We start from the raw sequence: 20,991 nt of genomic DNA, 5'->3' as shown, positions 1-20,991 counted from the left end.
ATCGGGATCAATTAAAACTCGGAATGTAGATAGTGCCTTGGGCACGGACTTAAGCCCTTTTAGGGCGTCACCCAAATAAGCCTCCGGCTTTGCCGGAGGTAAGTTAACTTTAAGTAGTCTTGATTAAGCGGGTACTAATTGTTCAAGATCAGCAGGTCGGTAATACACGGATTTTAAAACCTTACCTTGGCGTACAATTTTTCCAGCCATATCGACATCTTTAGCACATTTAGCGATGATAAAATCACCTTTTTTACTACCGATAATTTCAACCCCTTGTTTTGCATAATGGGTGATAGTATCAGTGAGCTCGTCTTCATTTCTGCAGACCTTACTCATGTTGCTTGAATGCACTTCATTCCAGCAGCTGATAAAATCGATGCCTCTATTAGAAGCGACATGTAAAAGTAAATCAATAATGTAACTAATTTCAATATTATTTGTCGCTTGAGAAGCGCCGATATGAACCAAGCGCCCCATTAAGACATAGACACTATCAACAATGGCATCAGCTTGTTCAACACGAGAGTCTGCTTCAGCGAGTTCGGTGAGCTCTTCAATGGCTAAAGAAGTATGTAAAGTATCGGCTTTATCACCAAGAGATTGGGCATCTTCAATTGGCAAATCGAAGGTGGCGCGAAATTCATGGATATCGCGATAAAGATGTTCATATAAAGCGGGAGTAAGTGCGCTGAGTTTCATCAATTTGACCTTGAACCATTGAAAGATTAATAGGGCGCAATTTTAAGGGAATCGACCTCTAAAAGAAAGAGGTTTTGGCTGTTGGGACTTAGTGGTTGAATTTAAGGCGAGAGATGGATTGGGCGGGGTTAAAAATGGCTTTTTACGAGAAAACGAACTTCTACTGCATTGACCTCTTCACCACGGGTAAAAGGAAACGTTAAATCGATATGCGCGACATTACCAAAGCTTGATTTAGATGAATAGACTCTAGCTCCTATACCTAACACACCGATTGGACCAGAGATTTCATTGTTTTCATCATCACCTCCAAAGGCTTGGCCTATATCGGTAAAGGCTGCCCAGCCTAATTCAGCTAATTGATAAAGATTGATATTCGGGTAATAACGTAATTCATTAGTGACTAACCATTGATTGTCTCCCCATTGATAATTATCGGGATAACCGCGCAGCCCTGTATCATCACCTAAAGCAAAAGGTTCATCATAATAGTTGTTCTGTGACGTGCTTAAACGGAGTTTATTGTAAAGAGTGAGTTTAGGATTAATATGATAAAAATGCTCGCCAGTGGTACTGACTTGAAAATAATTTTGTTGACTGGTTTCAAGATCGCTATAGCCTGAAAAATTGAGTAAATAGAGATGATCTTGATTTTGGTAACCTCGGCTAGCAAGCCATTCAAGGTGAAAACCGACAGGTAGGTTATCGCCTAAGTCTTCAGTTTCAATGCCAAATTGAGCATAGTGATACCAACCTAAATTAAAATCTTCATTTCTATTAATAAGGTAAACGTCATTAAGGACTCTATAGTCATCTTGGATGTACTCATAGCCTAGCCAAGGGTAAAGAAAGTCTCTATTTTGTGGCAACTCAGAGCCTGGGTAGTCATCAGTATTAGAAAAAGTGTTTTTATCTTTTGTTCCCCCAATGATAAATCTGGATAGTTCATCGTTATTTTTATGAAGTAACCAGCCATATTTTAATTCAATATAATCAATTTGTTGTTCAAATTCATTTGTTTCTTCTCCATTTTGTCTCAGGGTGTCTGTTAGTAAATCATCGATATAGTTGGCAGAATACATGTGCTTTGTTTCTAAGGCGTAGAAGGGGTTTTCAAAGTAGATTTGAGTCGCTTGACCATCATCATTATCATAGAAACTGGTTGTTAATGTGGCGTGTCTTAATAAGTAAATGGGGGTTTCAACTTCAAATTTGTAACCTGTTCTGTCAATGTCTGAACTGTATTTAAATTGCGTTTTAATCCCTAGCCCTAATAAGTTATCTTCTTTTATTCCAATTGATGTACTGGTATTGCCTCCACTACTACCAAAATCTGCAGTGGGTAATAAAGACCAGTTATCCCATGTTTCCACTAGAATACTTTGGCTATCTTGGGTGGTGTTGACACTAGGATCTTGAGAGGAAAATTCAATTTGTGCATCTCGAATATAAGACTCTGCCCTTAATAATCTTTGTGCTTCTTGTAGCTCTTTTAAACTAACGTCATCTGTTTCACTAAAATTAAGATTTTTACGTATGATCCAATCTCGAGTGTTTATGTGTAAATAATTGGCCCAGCGGTGGATGAAGAAAGTATCGGATTTTGATGTATCAAAGATATTATTACTCTTAATGACGATATTATTAATGCGAAATTTTTTGTTGGGATCGGTATTCTTTATCGTAGGAGTGCTTCCGATTGTTTGATTGAGGTTACTATTGTGATTTTTTGTTGTTGAAATCGTTGTTTTATCATTCTGCTTGGTTGTTGGGTCGGGTTCAGCATAAGATATCGTTGGGACACTGAGGTAAGCAATAGTGAGAAAAATACTGAACTTACATTGCCCCATGGCTATATAGCCTCCTTGCTTTTTATACCATCATTGCGATGAGAGAGGTGAAATTGTCATACCCAATCCACTTGGGTACATTAATAACAGATGCAAAATGCAGGTTAGTCAAGGAATGGGATAAATAAAGAAGAGATAAGTGATTAAGTATTGTGTCTGTTGAACTTTTTTTGTCATATTAAATTCACTAAGACATTCTTTTTTAATTATTTTTGTTGATTATTTCTATAAGGTGCGCCTAGGGGGAACTGCAACGTTAGCAAAAATAAGTCCAGCCACTAATGACATGAAAATTAAAAAAATCTGGGTGCCTATATGGGATTGATTGAGCATGGTTTCGCCTAAGATTAAGGTATTAAGTCCAATATAGGTTTTGCTTCCAGGAACGAGAATGACAATACCCTGCAATAAAGCAATAGAAGCGGGGGCTTTCATCCAACGTGCAAAAAGGTTGGAGTAAATACCCACAATTAATGCCCCAAAGAAAATACCAATAGACTCACCTAAATATATGGCCCCTAACATCGAAGAGAAAAAAGCGACAATACCCGCTAAAATACCCCATGGAGAGTCTTTCATTCGCGCTTTAAAAATAATGACCAGCGCCATAGAAAGTATGGGGACGGCTGACCAAATAGCCCATTGAGGTAATGATTCTGGTTCCATGTAGGGAGCGGGATCAAAAAGGGCTTCAGCTACTGACATGCCTAAGATTGTGCCAAAATAGAGCTTAAAAAGTAACATACAAGCATCCATTATTCTGGCAGTACCCGAAATAAGATCCCGTGCGGCCAGTTCGGCCAAGCCTAAGGTGAGTGCAAGCCCTGGAACAAAAATAATAATCCCAGACAAAATGACCACGGGAATGTTTATATGGGGATTAAATTGTGCCATTGCATAACTAAAGAGGGCACAAAGGATCGCGGCTAACGGTTCAAGCATTTCAGCCATGCGTTTGGAGCGCTCAGCCCGATAAACTAAGCCATATACCATGAATCCCAGTATGGCTGATGAGAAAACATCGCTCCAACTGGTACCCATAAGCATTGCAAAAGCCCCTGCGGATGTCCCGTAGGCAAGTAATGTGAGACACGTTCCATAGGGGTTAGGCCTATTAGATAATTCCTCCAATCTAGCGAGTGCTTCGTTGAGCGTTCGTTTTCCTGAGAGCAGCTCTTCTACCAATTCATCGGTTCTTGCTAATGCACCGAGATCGAGTTCACCAGGATTGACACGTGCAACATGGTTATACTCTTGATCGGTATCATTTTGCAGTACAAAGGTCATGTTGGTGGGTGATATCAAAAAATAGCCTTCAATCCCCAATAAATGAGATACTGATTGAAGGTGGGCTTCGAGTCGGTATGCTGGTGTACCGAATTTATGTAGAGCCTTTCCTAATTGAATAATAAATCGACGCTTTTTTAGAAATTGTTCGTTATCCACTGCTGCTTTTCACTGTTACAAATAAGGGGTGTGAGGCGGATACCGACGTTAAATTGAAGGTCGGTGTTAATTGTTTGCTATTTTAGCTTGGTAATATTACCTTAATTTACGCTAGAAAAGGAGGAGGGATTTGTTAATAATATTGACTTAATTTTAAATGGTTTGGATTTATATCTAAATGATTTGGGTATAGTGTGGGTAAATTATCATTTGATAGATTAAAAACAATTCTAAGAGGGATAGACATGTCACTTGTAATTTCAGGGTTTTATGCCAGTTTAACGGCGCTGTTGGTTATTATTTTTGCTTACCGTGTTATTAGATTGAGAAGAGAGCATAAAATTGGGGTGGGTGTCGAAGATAACTCAACACTATTAATTGCCACACGGGTACATGGTAATTTACTGGAAAATGCCCCTTTGACCCTAATACTCATGATGGCGACAGAAGTTAATGGCATGTCGCCAACGCTATTGCATTGCTTTGGCAGTGTGTGGATTTTCTCTCGTTTACTGCATGCTATGGGGCTGATGCTAGGAAAAGGGGGAAGTCACTTTGGCCGATATTGGGGAACCTTATTAACTTGGTTCGTGATGTTAGGCTTAGTGATAGTGAATTTGATTCAATTTTTTGATCCGGTGTAGTTCATCTCTAACCCATTTAACTCATCAAGTGACTTGTTTGGGATATACCCAAACCATTTGAGATTGCGAGTTTCAGAGTGCGTCAATGCAAGGTACATAATTGAGGAATGTAAGCACCTTTTGATGTTATGCAACAGGGAAGTGAGTCATTTGACGAACTCCCGAGGGGCTGGTTTAAAATGTATTTATTCTTCGTTACTGAACATCAACTTAGAATAACTAGATTGTCTGTTCAGAAGATTGTCATGGTCGTTCATTCACATCCATGTGAGCATGACATTTGTTCATCCTTAAACATCAGATGACGGGAATGTCATTAATGCAGGAGCAATTAACGACCTTGTTTAAATGCTTTTTAATTCCAGCTGGATCCTGCTTTTCCAACTGGTTTGGGTATTAGGTTGTATTTCAGTGTATAATCTGGGTCCCTGTGTGGAAATGAAGCTTTACTTTTTCCACCATGACTTAGATTATTAGGTTTTATATCTCATGCAAGTTGACTCAACTTTATTTACTTACCCTAAATATTGGGCGGAGTGCTATGGCACTGCCCCTTTTTTACCGATGTCTCGAAAAGAGATGGATCAACTTGGATGGGATAGTTGCGACATTATTATTGTAACGGGTGATGCTTATGTTGATCATCCTAGTTTTGGTATGGCGGTATTGGGACGTTTACTTGAAGCCCAAGGTTTCAGAGTCGGTATAATTTCTCAGCCTGATTGGTTAAGTAAAAGCGACTTTATGCAATTAGGTCAGCCTAATTTATTTTTTGGTGTGACAGCGGGTAATATGGACTCCATGATTAACCGCTATACTGCTGATCGTCGTTTACGTCATGATGATGCTTATACGCCTGGTAATCTTGGCGGAAAGCGGCCAGACAGGGCTGTAACTGTTTATACTCAACGCTGTAAAGAGGCTTTTAAAACAACGCCAGTTGTTATTGGCGGGATTGAGGCTAGCTTACGCCGTATTGCCCATTATGACTACTGGTCTGATAAAGTCCGTCGCTCAGTCTTATTTGATGCGAAAGCCGATATTCTGGTTTATGGTAATGCAGAAAGGCCATTAGTCGATATTGCGCATCGTATTGCAGCCGGTGAGCCTATTTCGGCTTTAAATGACATTCGTGGCACAGCCGTCCTACGTAAAGAGCCTTTAGCAGAGTGGCGAGGGATGGATTCTCGTAAGCTTGATCAACTGCATAAAATTGAACCTTTAGCGAATCCTTACGGGGCTGATGATGTGGGATGCAGTAACTTATCAGGCCCGACAGATGTTAAAATATTCGATAATGATAAACCTAAGCCTATTAGCATTCAGCCTCCCAAGCCTAAACCTTGGGAAAAAACTTATGTGTTGCTGCCAGCATTTGAAAAAGTAACACAAGATAAATATCTTTACGCCCACGCTTCACGGATTTTGCATCAAGAAACCAATCCGGGTTGTGCACGAGCACTCTATCAACCCCATGGGGATCGGGCTGTTTGGGTTAATCCTCCCGCTTGGCCACTGAATACCGATGAAATGGATGCGGTTTTTGATCTACCGTATCAACGTGTCGCTCATCCTGTTTATGGCACCGATAAAATACCCGCTTACGATATGATTAAAACCTCGGTCAATATTATGCGAGGTTGTTTTGGTGGTTGTTCATTTTGCTCTATTACCGAGCACGAAGGACGGATTATTCAGAGTCGCTCTCAAGAGTCGATTGTGCGTGAAATTGGTGAAATTAGAGATAAAGTGCCTGGATTCACCGGTGTTATTTCAGATTTAGGTGGCCCAACTGCGAATATGTATCGTCTGGGCTGTAAGAGTGAAAAAGCCGAGAAGACTTGTCGTCGTTTATCCTGTGTTTTTCCTGCAATTTGTGGCCATTTGGATACTGATCATGAAGCGACGATCGATCTTTATCGTGCAGCTAGAGAAGTGCCTGGTATTAAGAAGATCCTTATCGCATCAGGGGTGCGTTATGATTTAGCGATTGAGGATCCACGCTATATAAAAGAGCTGGCAAAACATCATGTGGGGGGCTATTTAAAAATAGCACCAGAGCATACTGAAGAAGGCCCATTAAGTAAAATGATGAAGCCGGGTATGGGCACTTATGATAAATTTAAAGAATTATTTGATAAATATTCAAAAGAAGCAGGGAAAAAACAATATTTAATTCCTTATTTTATTTCAGCTCACCCAGGTACAACCAATGAAGATATGGTGAATTTGGCGCTGTGGCTAAAAAGTGAAAAATTTAAATTGGATCAAGTGCAAAACTTCTATCCTTCACCGATGGCTAATGCGACAACTATTTATCATACTAGATTGAATTCATTGAAAAATATAAAGCATACCAGTGAGTTAGTTACAGTGCCGAAAAAAGGTAGGCAACGTCGCTTACATAAAGCATTATTACGCTACCATGATCCTGTTGGCTGGCCTTTAATTCGAGAAGCGTTAATTGAGATGGGTAAAGATAAACTGATTGGTAACGGTGCTCAATGTTTAGTGCCAGCAGAAACGCGCCATGAGCAGCAGCGATTTAAGGCGGGCTCAGCGACTAAGGGGAAGCAAGGATTAACGCGATTCTCAAGTGATCAGTTTGCCTCCAAAGCTAGCGCTAAAGACAAAAAAACACAACTACAATCTCAAAATTCAGAGGCAAATAACAAGTCAAATGGTAAGCGCAAGCCTAAAGTGAATACTTGGGGAACGACGCCAAAACATCAACGATAATGATATTCAATCGTTAGCGACATAATTTCAAAAATGAAAGCCAGTTGTAGAAATCAACTGGCTTTGTTGTCAGATTTTTCTCTATGGTGTTCGTTTATAAAAAGGTTAATCTCTCTTGTCAAAAGTGAATTTTTGTCCTGCTAATGCTGCTTCATACATGAGTCCGCCTTTCGCTAAAGTAAAAGTGGCCATGCCTTGAACATAAGAGGCGGTTGCGGCAGATTTTCCGGCACTGGCAGAGTTACCTGTGGTACTGGTTTGTGCATTGGCACCGATAGTAATTGCGACTGCAGACGCTTGTGCGCTAAATTCAAAGTTACCACTGGTAAACTTTTTATAAGCGTCTTCATTTTCGAAAAATATGATTTCGCTGTAGGCTTGTCCACCTAATTGAAAGCCAACAGACAGTTGTGTAAGGCTAGTATCACCCGTAATGCGTCCACTTTTGTATACGTGTCCATCGCCATAAGCGCCCCCAACAATGAAGCCGCCTTTACCTATTGTTGGAAAAAGTGCATATCCGTAGGCATTGCTAAAGAATTTTCGGGTGTCTTTAGCTTTGCTAAAATTGCATATCGCTTGCTGATAGCTGTCATCTATTTTGTTGCAATCTGGGCTCCCACCATTGTTATCGGCTAACGCTTGTGTCGTGAAAAAGAGACCTAACATTATGCATAATAGGTAAGTCGTTTTTGACATAAGGTGTTTCATTGCTGTCTCCAAAATAAAGGGTGAGCTTAAAGCATACGCATAGCTTAGATAAAAATGAATGTTTACCGGTTAAAAAATAAACATTGATAAGTGTATTTTTAAGCTTGTAAGCTCTGGTTCAGAGATAAAATGCTGAAGAATGAATAGGTTTTAGACTTAATTAAGCTACTTTGCGTATTTTATGTGAAAATAGAGTGATAAGGTTCAACGGTTATCTTCATTCATGACTTGCTGCAAAAAGGTGATTTCTTCTTCTGTTAATCGGGCTTCTTTAGACAGAGAGGGGGTTGTCGTTGGTATCTTCAAGGCTTGTTTTTGGCCTCGAATATATGCAATGTCGGTGACTTGTTTTAAGCCATAAAAGGCCAATATATATAATGATAGTAATAATATAAGCCTAGACAGCAGAAGGTTAAATTGGCTAATGTGATCGCCGATATAAAAAGGGAGCATGATGAGTAAACTTCTAACTAGCCAATTCATCATTAAGGCAAAGGTGAGGATCAATAACCATTTAAATTTTATTTTATCTAATTTTTTATTTATTGATGCGCTTTTTTGAGTGGAAAATTTATTTAATATATTGAATATTAGTATAAAATAAAAAGCAGCTTGGAGGCTTAATAGTCCAGGGAACGCAATAAAGATCACATTGCGTTGTTGTGTACTTAACATGAGGCTCTCTGCTGTATTGGGTGAGTCGACAATCATGAACAAGCGATAACTCAAGGTGATGATGACAACAATAACAATCATAATGGCCGGGTAAAAATGAATAATACTCAAGTTTGTATGGGCAGAGCCTTTGACGTTACGACTGCAATATAAATACAGTAATGGCATGAGTAAAAAGTAAATGGGGATGATGAGGGTAAATAACACAACAATAGGAATGGGCGCATTGTGTTTATTGATCATTCCAGTGAAAAAATATACGGCCAATAGCCCCAGTATATTGGCTAATAATTTATGGTTTTCTGACGGTGTTTGATGAAAAAATCGTATATAAATGGCAATAAAAAAGCAATGGAGACCGCCCAATAAAGACAGCCACAGATAGGTTTGGGAAAATAAATTGTTAAATTCATTCATCATATTATATTTAATGTATACAAAATATTGATGTGCTCATTACAGTTGAAGTCTCAACTTGTTCAGTTAATGTTTTTAAAGGTGTGTGATAAGCGCTGTAAAATTATAAATTAAACAGCGTGATAATGATTTCTTACACCGTATAAAGAATAGGACCATACCTGTGTGCATTATGTTCCACAATATTTATATTTTGAATAAAAGGATGTTGACCTAAAATACAGAATAAAAAATAAGCTTAATTGTTTTTGTAAGCACATTATTTTAAACAGTATACTATGATTTTTATAGTTGATATCTTTATTTATAAGCGCTCAGTCGATCCAAGGAAAGTTTAATGAAAATTATTGCCATTATTATTATAGTGTTAATAGGAATTTATCTTTATAGGCGTAATAAAGCTGTATCGACGCCAGAAGCGACTATTCATGATGAGGTTTCTGATAGGGATGATATCGATGAGGAGTTACTTGCTTCTTCTTCGGTGAGTATATCGAAAGATCCTGATGTAGACCCTTTATCTTCTGTGGTTAAGTGCCAGTATGTGCTCTTTGCTAAAGCGAATGAACGGCTTCAAAAACATGTCGAAAAAATTCATCATGCTACATCGATGGAAGATGAATACAATGGCATGTTAGCGGCTATAACAGAATGCTATAAGCAACGACAAGATACAGAATATAGTGAGTTTGGTGCGGGTTTATCTCCAGCATTTCTAGTGTTATGTGAACAGATAAGCAAAAGCGAATCTCTTTTAGACTTGAAGGCTGTGAGCTTTATGCAATTAGCGACATTATTGAATGATAAAGGTGATTTTGATGAAGCGATTGCCATTTGTCAGCAAGCTATTGATTACGGGTTAACCGATGGCACTGTTACTTGTTTTTCTGGGCGTAAGAAACGTATTGAAAGAGCAAAGCATAAACAAAAAAAATAATAGAGAACGTGTATTTTCAGTTGGGGATGTATCAACGAGCAAAAGTGTGTTGTTGCCGTTATTTTTAATTGAATCGTGATGGGCTGTGTGGTTGAAGTGAAAATGGGGATATCTTGATGTGACTTGGGTATACTGTCTCTGAGTCTCCATAACGGTTTTCATTCATGCAGCTAAAGCAAGATTTCTTCACTCAGCTTCCAGGTTTTTATTCTCAGGTAACCCCTCAAGGATTAACCGATCCAAAGTGGATCGGCTGGAGTCGTGATGCTGCTCATTTAGTGGGGCTCTCGCAGCCAACAGAGAGTTTACTGGCTCAATTAGCGGGCAATAAGAGTATTGATGGCGCGTGTTATTATTCGCAGGTGTATAGTGGCCATCAATTTGGGGGTTATTCTCCTCAATTGGGTGATGGTCGGTCAATTCTTATTGGTGAAGCACAAGGTCCTGAAGGCAGTTGGGATGTGGCATTAAAAGGCTCTGGGCTCACCCCCTATTCACGACAGGGTGATGGTCGTGCTGTTCTGCGTTCTGCTATACGTGAGTTTTTAATCTCTGAAGCCTTATACCATTTACATGTTCCTACGACACGCGCTTTGGCTGTGATTGGGTCGACTACGCCAGTATGGCGAGAACAGCGAGAAACGGCTGCTATTACCGTTAGACTGGCGAAGAGTCACTTACGTTTTGGTCATTTTGAATATTTTTGTCACAGTGAAAATGGCAGTAATGAAAAATTGACTCAACTACTGCATTTTACGATTAAGCAACATTACCCTCATTTAAGTTGTGATAAGGCTGGATATAAAGCTTGGTTTATTCAAGTGGTGAAAGATACGGCTAAAATGATTGCACATTGGCAAGCTATTGGCTTTGCTCACGGGGTGATGAATACCGATAATATGTCTATTTTAGGTGATAGTTTTGATTTTGGTCCGTTTGCTTTTTTAGATACTTTCAAAGAAGATTTTATCTGTAATCATTCCGATCCGCAGGGACGTTATGCCTTTAATCAGCAGCCGGGTGTTGGGCTGTGGAATTTACAACGCTTAGCGCAAGCATTAACCCCCTTGATTGCATCTGATGATCTGATTTATGCGCTTAATACGTACCAAACTGAACTTGTTCAGCATTATTTATGTCTGATGCGCAATAAATTAGGCCTATATCAGCCCTATCTCAAACGAGAAAGCCAAGCACAAGATGATGAGGATTTGGCCTTAATAGGCGAATTGATGAAATTAATGCAAGAAAGTCAGCTTGATCATACCCTCACCTGGCGGCAATTTGGCCAAATTACTCCCACCCAACAACATGTGTGTTTAAGGGATGATTTTGTGGCCAAAAATGATTTTGATACATGGTATTTACGCTATCAAAATCGAGTGGGTGTTATTGATAATATTGAGCAATGGCAAGGCTTACGTGATCGAGCCAACCCTCAGTATATTTTACGTAATTTTTTAGCTCAAGAAGCCATTGAGGCTGCAGAGAATGGTGATTTCTCTGTGTTGGAACAGCTGCATCAAGTATTGCAACGTCCTTTTGATGAACAAGTGAACATGTCGGCTTATTCAAGAAAACCGACGCCAGAAGAAGCTGGGATCATTATGTCTTGTAGTAGTTAATTTGAATGAGAAATATACATGAAAATAGCAACAATACAGTTTAATAAAGCTGAGTTAAGTTTATCGATCCAAGCTGAAATAAATTTTGATTATTTTGTTGATTTTGCTCAACCATTAACAGAGATCCTAGATTGTCATGTGGTTGAACGTCAGTGGGGAGCTGATCGTCACCAATGGTTACTGGATTTTGAAGGTTGTCAGTTGCAATTGCACTATGAGTTTTATGGGGATGTTTGCTGGTTGTCTGTATCGAGGGAGGAAGACCTCGATGTGTTAATCTATTTAGTTGGATTACTAAAACCTTATACTTAAACATTTAGCCATTACACCTTAAGTGAGCGAACGAGAAAATATAATGAATAAAGCAGAGCAAAAAGCTCAAATTCAGAGTGAGTATCACTATCAAGCTTTGACGCCGGATTTAATTTTAACGGCCATAGAGTCTTTAGGCATTTATCCTGAAACAGGCTTATTGGCACTCAATAGCTATGAGAATAGAGTGTACCAATTTCGTTGCGATCAGGGCCTGCGTTATGTGGTGAAGTTTTATCGACCTGAGCGTTGGAGTGAAGCTCAAATCCAGGAAGAACATGACTTTTCAGCGGCGTTAGCTGCAGAAGAAGTCCCTATTGCAACGCCTGTGATTATTGATAATAAATCCCTGCATGTGTATCAAGGGTTTAAATTTGCCTTGTACCCTTCTATTGGTGGGCGTTCGTTTGAAGTGGATAATTTGGAACAACTTGAAGCGGCTGGGCGATTTATTGGTCGTATTCATCAATATTCATCGCAGAAAACCTTTACTTACCGAGATGGTATGTCACCTAAGTTATTAGGTGACGACTCATTAGCGTGGCTAAAATCTTCTGGTCATGTTCCTGAAGGCTTGAGTTTGGCTTATTTTACCGTTGTTGAACAAGTATTAGCGAAAGCCACTGCTTTATGGAATAAGGTTGAGGTGTCATCGATCCGTTTACATGGAGATCTACATCCAAGTAATATTTTGTGGACGCCCAATGACGGTCCTAGTTTCGTGGATCTTGATGATGCTCGAACGGGACCTGCGATCCAAGATCTATGGATGTTATTATCAGGCGATAGATCACAACAGTTATTGCAACTGGAAGTCATACTTGAAGGATATGAAGAGTTCTGTGATTTTGATACTCGGCAATTAACTTTGATTGAACCGCTACGGGCAATGAGAATGTTACATTATAATGCTTGGTTGAGTCGTCGTTGGGCTGACCCCGCTTTTCCAATGAATTTTCCTTGGTTTGGGGAAGGTAAGTATTGGGAGCAGCAAATTTTAGCCTTTAAAGAGCAGCTTTCAGCGCTTAACGAGCCTCCATTGAGCTTGATCCCGCAATATTGATTTGAGGTCTGTTTATCCCGAACATAATCTAACCTCGAAAAATAAGCAGGCTATTGCTAATAGGCCGTTATATATTATTACGGTTTTGAAATACAGTTAAAAGCACACTATGATATGCTCCAATTGAACATTACTTTATTTGAAGTCGACAAGGAATTAGGATGAAAAAAGCATTACTTATCGCAGCGGTGTTGTTAATAGCGCCTATGGTATCGATAGCAGCTGAAACTGCGCCTAAAGCGCCAGAAGCCTCTCAATCGGTGCCAAAACAGAAGCCGAAGGCTGCTAAGTATCAAGAAGGTGTACACTACACAGTGATCAACCAAGGACCTGCAACGAGTAAGCCTGAGATCACTGAGTTTTTCTCTTTCTACTGTCCGCATTGCTATACTTTTGCTAAAACAGAAGTGCCTAAAATTAAGAAACGTCTACCTGCTGGTGTCAAGTTTAATCAAGTGCAAGTCGACTTTCTCGGAGGGAAGGGGAAAAATGGTGTCAATATGGGTGATGTCATGGCGCGTGCTTTTGCCATTGCGCAACTATTGAAAGTGGAAGAGACAATTGAACCTGCCATTTTTTCAGCTATTCATGATAAAAGACAACGCTTTACCAGTTTAGATGATGTTAAAGCTCTGTTTGTTGCCAATGGCGTAGAAGCTGAAGAATTTGATGCTGCGGCGAATTCATTTATGGTGAATGCACAAATGGCGCAAATGGTGCGTGAAACCAAAGATGCAGGTATTAATGGTGTGCCAACTTTAATTGTTAATGGTAAGTATCGAGTCGAGACGAAAGCCATTAAATCCTATGATGAAATGCTTGATATTGCCTTTTATTTGAGCACGTTAAAATAAAATTTATTGATTGAATTGTACTAGAGAAAAGAAGCCGTATAGGCTTCTTTTTTTATGTTTTTATCTATTAGTCTAACTGCTAAATATTATTCTATCTTCTATATTGTGCTCTTATTTTATTGATTACTAAAAGTAAATTTTCAAATGAACTTTTTTGGTTATTTGCAATATTAGTTTTAGTCGGCAAATTTATTTAAATGAGAGAATACAATGAAGAAGATATTATTGCTCATCATGGGCTTGGTTATGACACCAATGAATGTCAGTGCGACAGAATATAAAGAAGGGACTCACTATACAGTGATCCGAGATACCGCTTCTACTACACCAGAAATCACCAGTTTTTTCTCATTTTATTGTCAACATTGTTATCAGTTTGCTCTGTCTGAAATACCGAAAATGAAAGCGGAATTGCCAGAAGGGGTGAGTTTCAAACAAGTACAGGTGGCGGCAGTAGGAGGTAAAATGGGAGAGGACATGTCTAGAGCCTTTGCCATTGCTCAATTATTAAACGTTGAAGATGTGATTGAGCCTGCATTATTCAGTGCTGTCCACCAAGAAGGCGTACGCTTTACTCATTTAGACGATATTAAAAGGATATTTGTGACTAATGGGGTCGATAGTGCAGATTTTGACGCGGCGGCGGCATCTTTTATGGTCAGTAGCAAAGTCGCTCAAATGGACCGGGCTGTCAGTGAAGCCAATATTGTTGGGGTGCCGACGTTAATCGTTAATGGTAAATACCGAGTCGAGACGGGAGCAATCAAATCTTACGATGAAATGAGACAAATTGCTTACTACCTAACGGGGCTAAAATAGCGTGAAGGGATAGTCCTATTTTCGGCTTCAAGAAAAGAAAAAAACCGTACTTCATTTTTATGAGAAGTACGGCTATAGAGCTAATTGCCCAATATTACCCTGAGTAACTCAAGAAATTTAACAGAGAGTCATTTTTTTGGCAAGTGACATTTTCTCATTTTTGTGAACTATTTAACTGATTAAGAAAGTTAAATTAATTTTTAATGCTGTAAAGCAGATTAAATTTAGTTTTTTTTTGTAAAAAGTGAAACTCTCTTGTGGCCTAAGCGGTCGAAGTTAAGGTGGAGTCATGAGGAGGGAGCAGTATTTCCTTCTTGGTTTAGAGCCTGAGTTTTTAATGGGCTTAAATATTGCGGTGAAAGAGTTTTTTCATTTTAGAAAATCATTGAAGGAGGCGTTTTATGAGGGTATTTCCCATTTATGCACCAAAATTGATTGTTAAACACGTGAGAGTTTTTTTTGAAGGATCGATTTGGGTCAAAGGGGTAGGGCGACTAGAATTTTCTAAAGGGCGAATGCTGTTGCCAAGGAGGAGCCTGCCAGGTGTTCAGCAGGCTATCATTGAACTCAATGAGCTAATTGAGTCACAAAACCTTGAAGCACATGCGAGCTAAAATTAGCTAACTTCTTCGTTTAGTAAACCAACTAATCCGGTCACTTTTTCATTCCAAGAAGTGAGCTCTTGCTGTAAATGTTGGTTTTTCTCTATTAATGATCTGCTGGATTGCTTTTCTTCTTCAAGCTCCATTTTTAATAGCTCAATAGTCTCAACTGCAGTTTGGATTTTTGTTTCTAGTTTTGATAGTAATTCAAGGCTCATGGGAGTTCCTTTTGTGTCAGGATAATAAATACTGATTCTAGCAGTGCGATACGCGTAGTGAATAGCCAATTCTTTCAAGTGAGAGAAAAAAAATCAATAATTTGCATTAATTGGGTTTTTTATGACTAAAATTTTCAAATTTTCTTTCTGAAGAGTGCTTTTATGGACGAAAGTGTCGTTGAATTCATCATCAATAGTTCAATATTATGCTGAAAAAAAAGCCCCAGAAGGGGCTTTTTTTGATTATTATTTTTTCTTAGAAGCGATAATCTACACCGAGATACACTTGCTGAGAATTATCGAGAGAGAAAGAAGCTTTAGAATAATCTTGTTTGAGGTAGCGGTAACCGACTTCGGTACTTAATTTTGGATTAATTTTATACTGTAGGCCTGTTTGACCACCCCATACGAATCGGTTGCTTGAGCTTGAGCTGAGAACAGAATTGTCTGGACTGATGTGATTCATCCCTGCTGTCGCACCCACAAACCAATTGAGTTTTTGATCGCTGGTCAATGGGATGAGGAAATCATAAGACACTAAGCCCATTTGCTGCTTAGTGTACTGATCATTATTAAATGAATATGTTAAGTAGAGTCGAGCCTCATTATTGATATAAGTACCCGCACGAAGCTGATAAGTAGGATCATTAACGTCTCTAGAATAGCCTCCGCCAGCATCATAGTGGTTCTGTTGATTACCGTATGCTGCACCCACAAAATTATCGGCGGCCATGGCTGGGATAGAAAGCGTTGCTGTAACTACAGATGCTAAAACAAGTAATTTAGTTTTCATCATTAACTCCGATATATTATAAGGAATTTTTTCTCGAAACATCATAGGAGAGGTAAGCTGAATAATAACTGAACACAGTTACTGATTGAATTTTAATCTTTTTTGTTATTATTGGTTAAATAAATCCCACTGCGCTGTTTTGTGTTAGATCAGTGTTTAACTTAATTTAATAATTATGATTTATTACTGCTTTTAGAGCGCGATTCAGTATGCTTAGGCTGGCTAGATTGAACCTAAATGAAGGGGGATAGTTGTCATCGGACTTGACTTTAAGGTGTAGTCTCCATAGTCTGCGTCACACTCATTAAGGTGGTATTTCATGCAAATAACTTATAATTTAAAATCAGCGTCAGAACGCCGCAGTGAAGCATTTGAACCTAAAGAGAACGTTGGATTTGGTGAGCTTAGAACCGATCATATGTTCCTCATGGATTTTAGTGATGGTCAATGGCACAATCCCAGAGTGGTGCCTTATGCCCCGTTTGAAGTTGCGCCTGGTGCGATAGCATTACATTATGGGCAGTCTGTTTTTGAGGGCGCAAAAGCATTTCGTCACAATGATGAAGAAATTTACACTTTTAGACTCGATAAAAATGCAGAACGCTTAAATCGTTCTGCAGATATTTTATGCATGGAAGGTGTACCTGAAGTCATGCAGCTTGCTGGGATAGAAGCGTTAATCGATGTTGATCGATTATGGTTTCCTTTGCAAGAAGATGCATGCCTTTATATTCGTCCTTTTATTTTTGCGACAGAAGATCGTTTATCGGTATCACCGAGTGAGCAATATACTTTTTGTGTTATTTTAAGCCCAAGTGGTCCTTATTATAATGATGGTTTTAGCAAAGCTATCCGCTTGTTGATCAGTAAGCGTTTTCATCGAGCGGTTTCTGGAGGAACAGGTGCGTCTAAAGCGTCTGGAAATTATGCAGCTTCATTAAAAGCAGGTAAAGTGGCTGCAGAATATGGTGCGGCACAAGTACTCTATTTAGACGCCAGTAATCAGCAGATTGAAGAAGTTGGTGCCATGAACCATTTTCATATTTTAAAAGATGGTACTGTGATTATTCCGACTTTTACTGATACTATTTTAAAATCTATTACTTCGGAGTCTATTTTAGATTTGGGCGAATTGTTGGGTTGCGAGGTAAGGCAAGAAACGGTGTGGCTAGATAAATTTATTCAAGATATCGAATCAGGTGGCATTATTGAAGCGGGCGGATTTGGCACTGCAGCGGTTGTGGCACCAGTGGGTTCCTATATTTTTGAAGATAGACGCGTGCTGACCGTGGGTGATGGTGCTGTTGGAAAACACACTAAACGTATTTATCAAGTATTAACCGATATCCAAAAAGGTCATATTTCAGGGCCAAAAAATTGGTTAAGAAAAGTGACTCGGCTGGAAGGGTAGATACTCTTTGGGTAAAAAAGCCTTCAGTAACGAAGGCTTTTTTAATGATTGATTATTGTGTTTCTATTGGTTTCTCTTTGGACGATACCGCTTGATGCTCTAATAATAGTTGATGCAAGGTTTCATCTTTTTCTTCCCAAATATTGTTGAGCCAGCGCTGAAACTCAACCCGATATTGGGGATCCGTAAAATAACGCTTATCATCGACCTGAGGAACGGGTAATACGCGGATACGAATGGTGATTTTTTTGATTCGACCGTGCATGACCTCCACTAAGGCATCTTTATTAATGGCTTCAGGATATAAGAGTGTGATATCAAGTAAATTGGTGAACTGCTCGCCCATGGCGCTTAATGTAAAGGCTATTCCACCCGCTTTAGGTTTTAATAGGTAGCGATAGGGAGAGTTTTGACGATCACGCTTTTGCTCTGTGAAGCGAGACCCTTCGACATAATTTATAATTGAAGTTGGCATATAGCGAAACTTTGCACAAGAGCGACGTGTTGTTTCTAAATCTTTGCCTTTTAACTTAGGATTTTTTTTAAGCTTGCGCGGGTTAGAACGATTCATGAAAGGCATGTCTAATGCCCAGCAGCCTAGTCCCATCAAAGGGACAAACAATAATTCCTTTTTGAGGAAAAATTTAAGCATGGGAATATTGTTGCGTAATATATAGGTTTGAACGGCAATATCTAATCCACTTATATGGTTACTGATCAATAAGTACCAACTATTTTTATCTAAGCTTTCTAAGCCTTCTATATCCCATTCAATGTCAGCGAGTAGAAATAAAATACCCCCATTACAGGTTGCCCATGACCACATAAACCGATTCATTACCTTGGTGATCAAAATACGTCCAGAAGTGATTGGGGTAACCAGTTTAACTAGCCCACCTAGGCTAATGAGCCCACTCCATAAAGCGGTATTAACGATTAATAATACTGCACTGATTAGATATAAAAGTGGGCTAGGTAAAAAATTAAGCATTGATTATTGCACCTCTTTATTTTGCTTCTCTTGTTGGACCATGGTGATTAACTGCTGATCTTTCTGCTTCCAAATTGTATTGAGTTGAGCCTGAAAATCAATCTTAAATTGACGATCTTTTGTGTAATCACCTCGCATTTTATCATCGATATCGGTGACGCTTATATGAACATTGACATGTTTCACTTTTCCCGAGATGTATTCCCAGTAAGTTGGACTGCCTTCTGGGTAGTAGATAGTGACATCCACAAGCTTATGGATGTACTCTCCCATTGCTGAAAGCGCGAATGCCATTCCACCCGCTTTAGGCTTGAGTAAATGAGTAAATGGAGAGGCTTGTTTTTCATGTTTACTGCTATGAAAACGGGTTCCTTCAACAAAGTTCATCACACTGACGGGTTTAGTCTTAAATTTTGCGCAGGCTTTTTTTGTTATTTCGATATCTTTGCCTCTTAACTTAGGTTTTTTTCTTAGCTGAGAAGGGCTATACCGTTTCATAAAAGGAAAATCGAGGGCCCACCACGCTAAACCTAATACAGGAACAAATATAAGTTCTTGTTTTAAGAAAAATTTTAAGAAAGGTATCCGATGATTGAGTATACGTTGCAAAATCAAAATATCGACCCAAGATTGATGATTAGCAATGACCATGTACCATTCTTTAGGGCTAAGAGGGTTGTCACATTCAACATTAATTTTTATAGGGTGAAAAATATTTTCAATAATACCATTTACACTTATCCATGAACTCGCTGAAAAATCAATTAGATATGTGCAAACTGTTCGCATGATCTGAATAGGAATGAGTTTGAATAAGCTGATGGCTAGGATTGGGCAGACCCAGAAAAGTGTATTGAGTGCATACAACAAAAAAGCCAAACTGCCAGTGATCCTTGATACGAACGAACCCATTAAAAATTGCCTCTATAAAAATTGGAGACCTATGGTACTCGCTGAAGGTCTCAGGCTCAATCATGAAGTGTAAGTTTGATTAAACAATGTGCGCTATTAGCGCTTTTTTTACTGAAGTAGAGTTGTTAATTTGAGTGCTAATGGGCCTGTTTGATGGTTATTTAATGCTATTAAATAATGTTTATTATCAATATTATACTGTTATTTTTATGGTCGTTAACGACGTTGGGCATAATTAATTAAGTCTTTGGTGTGTTTTAATTAATATTAGCGTGGCGTTAATTAGCGATAAGCTTTTAAATTGTTGAGTAGTTTATCCATCGCACGATAACTTAAGGCTTGAGCGATATGTGAACGGTCGATATTGTTAGTGCCTTTTAAATCAGCAATGGTGCGTGCGACTCTTTGTATTTTATGGTAGCTGCGAACGGATAAGCCCAGTTTATTAAGGGTATCTTCTAAAAAAATTAAATCTGTAGATTGAAACCAGTTCATCTTCTTCAATTGTGCACCAGTGAGTTCGCTATTTAGCATACCTGAACGAGTTATCTGAGTGTTTCGGGCCTGCTGTACACGTTTGGCGATACTTGAGCTGGTTTCTGGTGTTTCATTGGTATTGTTTAGGGTGCCTAAAGGCAATTTAGGCACATCAAGGGTTAAATCAAACCTATCCAGAAAAGGTCCTGATAATTTAGATAAATAGCGTAATATTTGATCTGGGTTTGATCGGGGGTTATTGATATCGCCACAAGGACTGGGATTCATGGCAGCAATTAATTGAAATCGACTGGAGAATGTTAATTTTGCCGCCGCTCTGGATATGACGACTTCTCCCGTTTCCAAGGGCTCTCTGAGACAATCTAATACTTTACGTGGGAACTCGGCAATCTCATCTAAAAATAACACGCCTCGATGGGCTAATGATATTTCACCGGGCTGAGGGACACTACCGCCACCAATTAAAGAAATGGCTGAGCTCGTGTGATGAGGGTTACGAAATTTTCGTTGAAAAAACTGTTCTGCTGGTATCGATTGTCCTGCGACAGAATATAAGGTGGCAACCTCTAAGGCCTCTTCATAATTTAAATCAGGTAAGAGTGTCATTATCCTGTTTGCTAACATTGTTTTACCTGTTCCAGGAGGGCCCATCATTAATAAGTTACCTGATTACCCATAAAGCTCAGCCATGCTTAAATACTTCTGTGGCATAGGAGCAGTTCGTAGTGCGACATACATAAATCGTGGCAACATGTCTTCAAGCGAGAACCTT

General features: G+C 39.1%; 19 protein-coding genes and 2 pseudogenes. 10 read left to right on the top strand and 11 right to left on the bottom strand.

The genetic code is table 11. From position 1 onward, the window contains the following. Positions 1-123 precede the first annotated feature (123 nt). From L2764_RS20225 to L2764_RS20215, 3 genes are all read right to left on the bottom strand, one after another. Positions 124-702 carry a nucleoside triphosphate pyrophosphohydrolase family protein gene (locus tag L2764_RS20225; protein WP_248942162.1) on the bottom strand — a complete coding sequence of 193 codons (579 nt, stop codon included), beginning with the start codon at positions 700-702 and terminating at the stop codon, positions 124-126. 128 nt (positions 703-830) lie between these two features. Then, positions 831-2,552, bottom strand: a complete 1,722-nt coding sequence (locus L2764_RS20220) for a ShlB/FhaC/HecB family hemolysin secretion/activation protein (protein ID WP_248942161.1) — start codon at positions 2,550-2,552, stop codon at positions 831-833. Between the two features lie 225 nt (positions 2,553-2,777). Then, on the bottom strand, positions 2,778-3,998 hold the full coding sequence (locus L2764_RS20215; protein ID WP_248942160.1) for a threonine/serine exporter family protein: 1,221 nt from the start codon (positions 3,996-3,998) through the stop codon (positions 2,778-2,780). Between the two features lie 245 nt (positions 3,999-4,243). Here L2764_RS20215 and L2764_RS20210 point away from each other — a divergent pair, with 245 nt between their 5' ends. Continuing rightward, positions 4,244-4,642, top strand: coding sequence for an MAPEG family protein (locus tag L2764_RS20210; protein ID WP_248942159.1), 399 nt, complete (start codon positions 4,244-4,246; stop codon positions 4,640-4,642). A 489-nt stretch (positions 4,643-5,131) separates the two neighbouring features. Beyond that, the gene (locus L2764_RS20205; RefSeq protein ID WP_248942158.1) at positions 5,132-7,381 is read left to right on the top strand and encodes a YgiQ family radical SAM protein; all 2,250 of its coding nucleotides are present in this window, start codon (positions 5,132-5,134) and stop codon (positions 7,379-7,381) included. 105 nt (positions 7,382-7,486) lie between these two features. Here the strand turns inward: L2764_RS20205 and L2764_RS20200 are convergent, their stop codons facing one another. Together L2764_RS20200 and L2764_RS20195 are read right to left on the bottom strand one after the other, a co-directional pair. Next, the gene (locus L2764_RS20200; protein WP_248942157.1) at positions 7,487-8,092 is read right to left on the bottom strand and encodes a lipid-binding SYLF domain-containing protein; all 606 of its coding nucleotides are present in this window, start codon (positions 8,090-8,092) and stop codon (positions 7,487-7,489) included. Between the two features lie 204 nt (positions 8,093-8,296). Beyond that, positions 8,297-9,187, bottom strand: coding sequence for a hypothetical protein (locus L2764_RS20195; RefSeq protein WP_248942156.1), 891 nt, complete (start codon positions 9,185-9,187; stop codon positions 8,297-8,299). A gap of 334 nt (positions 9,188-9,521) precedes the next feature. On the opposite strand from L2764_RS20195, the gene L2764_RS20190 reads away from it, so the two are divergent. The 7 genes from L2764_RS20190 (at position 9,522) to L2764_RS20160 (ending at position 15,408) form a co-directional block, all read left to right on the top strand. Beyond that, entirely contained in the window at positions 9,522-10,121 is a 600-nt protein-coding gene (locus L2764_RS20190) for a hypothetical protein (protein ID WP_248942155.1), read from the top strand. Between the two features lie 164 nt (positions 10,122-10,285). Further along, a complete protein-coding gene (locus L2764_RS20185; RefSeq protein WP_248942154.1) occupies positions 10,286-11,746 on the top strand; it encodes a protein adenylyltransferase SelO in 1,461 nt (486 codons plus the stop codon). Positions 11,747-11,764: 18 nt separating this feature from the next. Next, positions 11,765-12,058 (top strand): DUF3630 family protein, encoded by a 294-nt coding sequence (locus L2764_RS20180; RefSeq protein ID WP_248942153.1) that lies wholly within the window; start codon positions 11,765-11,767, stop codon positions 12,056-12,058. 43 nt (positions 12,059-12,101) lie between these two features. Beyond that, positions 12,102-13,121 (top strand): serine/threonine protein kinase, encoded by a 1,020-nt coding sequence (locus tag L2764_RS20175; protein ID WP_248942152.1) that lies wholly within the window; start codon positions 12,102-12,104, stop codon positions 13,119-13,121. Positions 13,122-13,282: 161 nt separating this feature from the next. Further along, complete coding sequence (locus L2764_RS20170) at positions 13,283-13,975, top strand: thiol:disulfide interchange protein DsbA/DsbL (RefSeq protein ID WP_248942151.1); 693 nt, start codon at positions 13,283-13,285, stop codon at positions 13,973-13,975. 210 nt (positions 13,976-14,185) lie between these two features. Beyond that, positions 14,186-14,794: a thiol:disulfide interchange protein DsbA/DsbL gene (locus L2764_RS20165; RefSeq protein WP_248942150.1), complete on the top strand. Its 609-nt coding sequence runs from the start codon at positions 14,186-14,188 to the stop codon at positions 14,792-14,794. A gap of 401 nt (positions 14,795-15,195) precedes the next feature. Further along, the gene (locus tag L2764_RS20160; RefSeq protein WP_248942149.1) at positions 15,196-15,408 is read left to right on the top strand and encodes a stringent response modulator YtfK; all 213 of its coding nucleotides are present in this window, start codon (positions 15,196-15,198) and stop codon (positions 15,406-15,408) included. A 2-nt stretch (positions 15,409-15,410) separates the two neighbouring features. On the opposite strand, the gene L2764_RS20155 is transcribed toward L2764_RS20160, so the two are convergent. Together L2764_RS20155 and L2764_RS20150 are read right to left on the bottom strand one after the other, a co-directional pair. Then, the gene (locus L2764_RS20155; RefSeq protein ID WP_248942148.1) at positions 15,411-15,614 is read right to left on the bottom strand and encodes a cell division protein ZapB; all 204 of its coding nucleotides are present in this window, start codon (positions 15,612-15,614) and stop codon (positions 15,411-15,413) included. A gap of 256 nt (positions 15,615-15,870) precedes the next feature. Next, a complete protein-coding gene (locus L2764_RS20150; RefSeq protein WP_312018374.1) occupies positions 15,871-16,410 on the bottom strand; it encodes an outer membrane beta-barrel protein in 540 nt (179 codons plus the stop codon). 316 nt (positions 16,411-16,726) lie between these two features. Between L2764_RS20150 and L2764_RS20145 the strand changes: the two genes are divergently transcribed. After that, on the top strand, positions 16,727-17,818 hold the full coding sequence (locus L2764_RS20145) for a branched-chain amino acid aminotransferase (protein WP_248942147.1): 1,092 nt from the start codon (positions 16,727-16,729) through the stop codon (positions 17,816-17,818). Between the two features lie 52 nt (positions 17,819-17,870). Here the strand turns inward: L2764_RS20145 and yihG (L2764_RS20140) are convergent, their stop codons facing one another. The 4 genes and pseudogenes from yihG (L2764_RS20140) to L2764_RS20125 all read right to left on the bottom strand — a co-directional run. After that, the gene (gene yihG, locus L2764_RS20140; protein WP_248942146.1) at positions 17,871-18,809 is read right to left on the bottom strand and encodes a 1-acylglycerol-3-phosphate O-acyltransferase, YihG family; all 939 of its coding nucleotides are present in this window, start codon (positions 18,807-18,809) and stop codon (positions 17,871-17,873) included. Between the two features lie 3 nt (positions 18,810-18,812). Next, positions 18,813-19,721: a 1-acylglycerol-3-phosphate O-acyltransferase, YihG family gene (gene yihG, locus L2764_RS20135; RefSeq protein ID WP_248942145.1), complete on the bottom strand. Its 909-nt coding sequence runs from the start codon at positions 19,719-19,721 to the stop codon at positions 18,813-18,815. A 282-nt stretch (positions 19,722-20,003) separates the two neighbouring features. Then, positions 20,004-20,882: pseudogene (locus L2764_RS20130) on the bottom strand (YifB family Mg chelatase-like AAA ATPase); the annotation flags it as partial. A gap of 6 nt (positions 20,883-20,888) precedes the next feature. After that, positions 20,889-20,991 (bottom strand): annotated as a pseudogene (locus L2764_RS20125) (IS1595 family transposase); the annotation flags it as partial.

This window comes from Shewanella surugensis, assembly GCF_023284005.1.
GTDB classification, from domain to species: Bacteria; Pseudomonadota; Gammaproteobacteria; order Enterobacterales; family Shewanellaceae; genus Shewanella; species Shewanella surugensis.
Note: the sequence above shows the minus strand (reverse complement) of the source record. Positions and strands in the feature narration are given on the sequence as shown.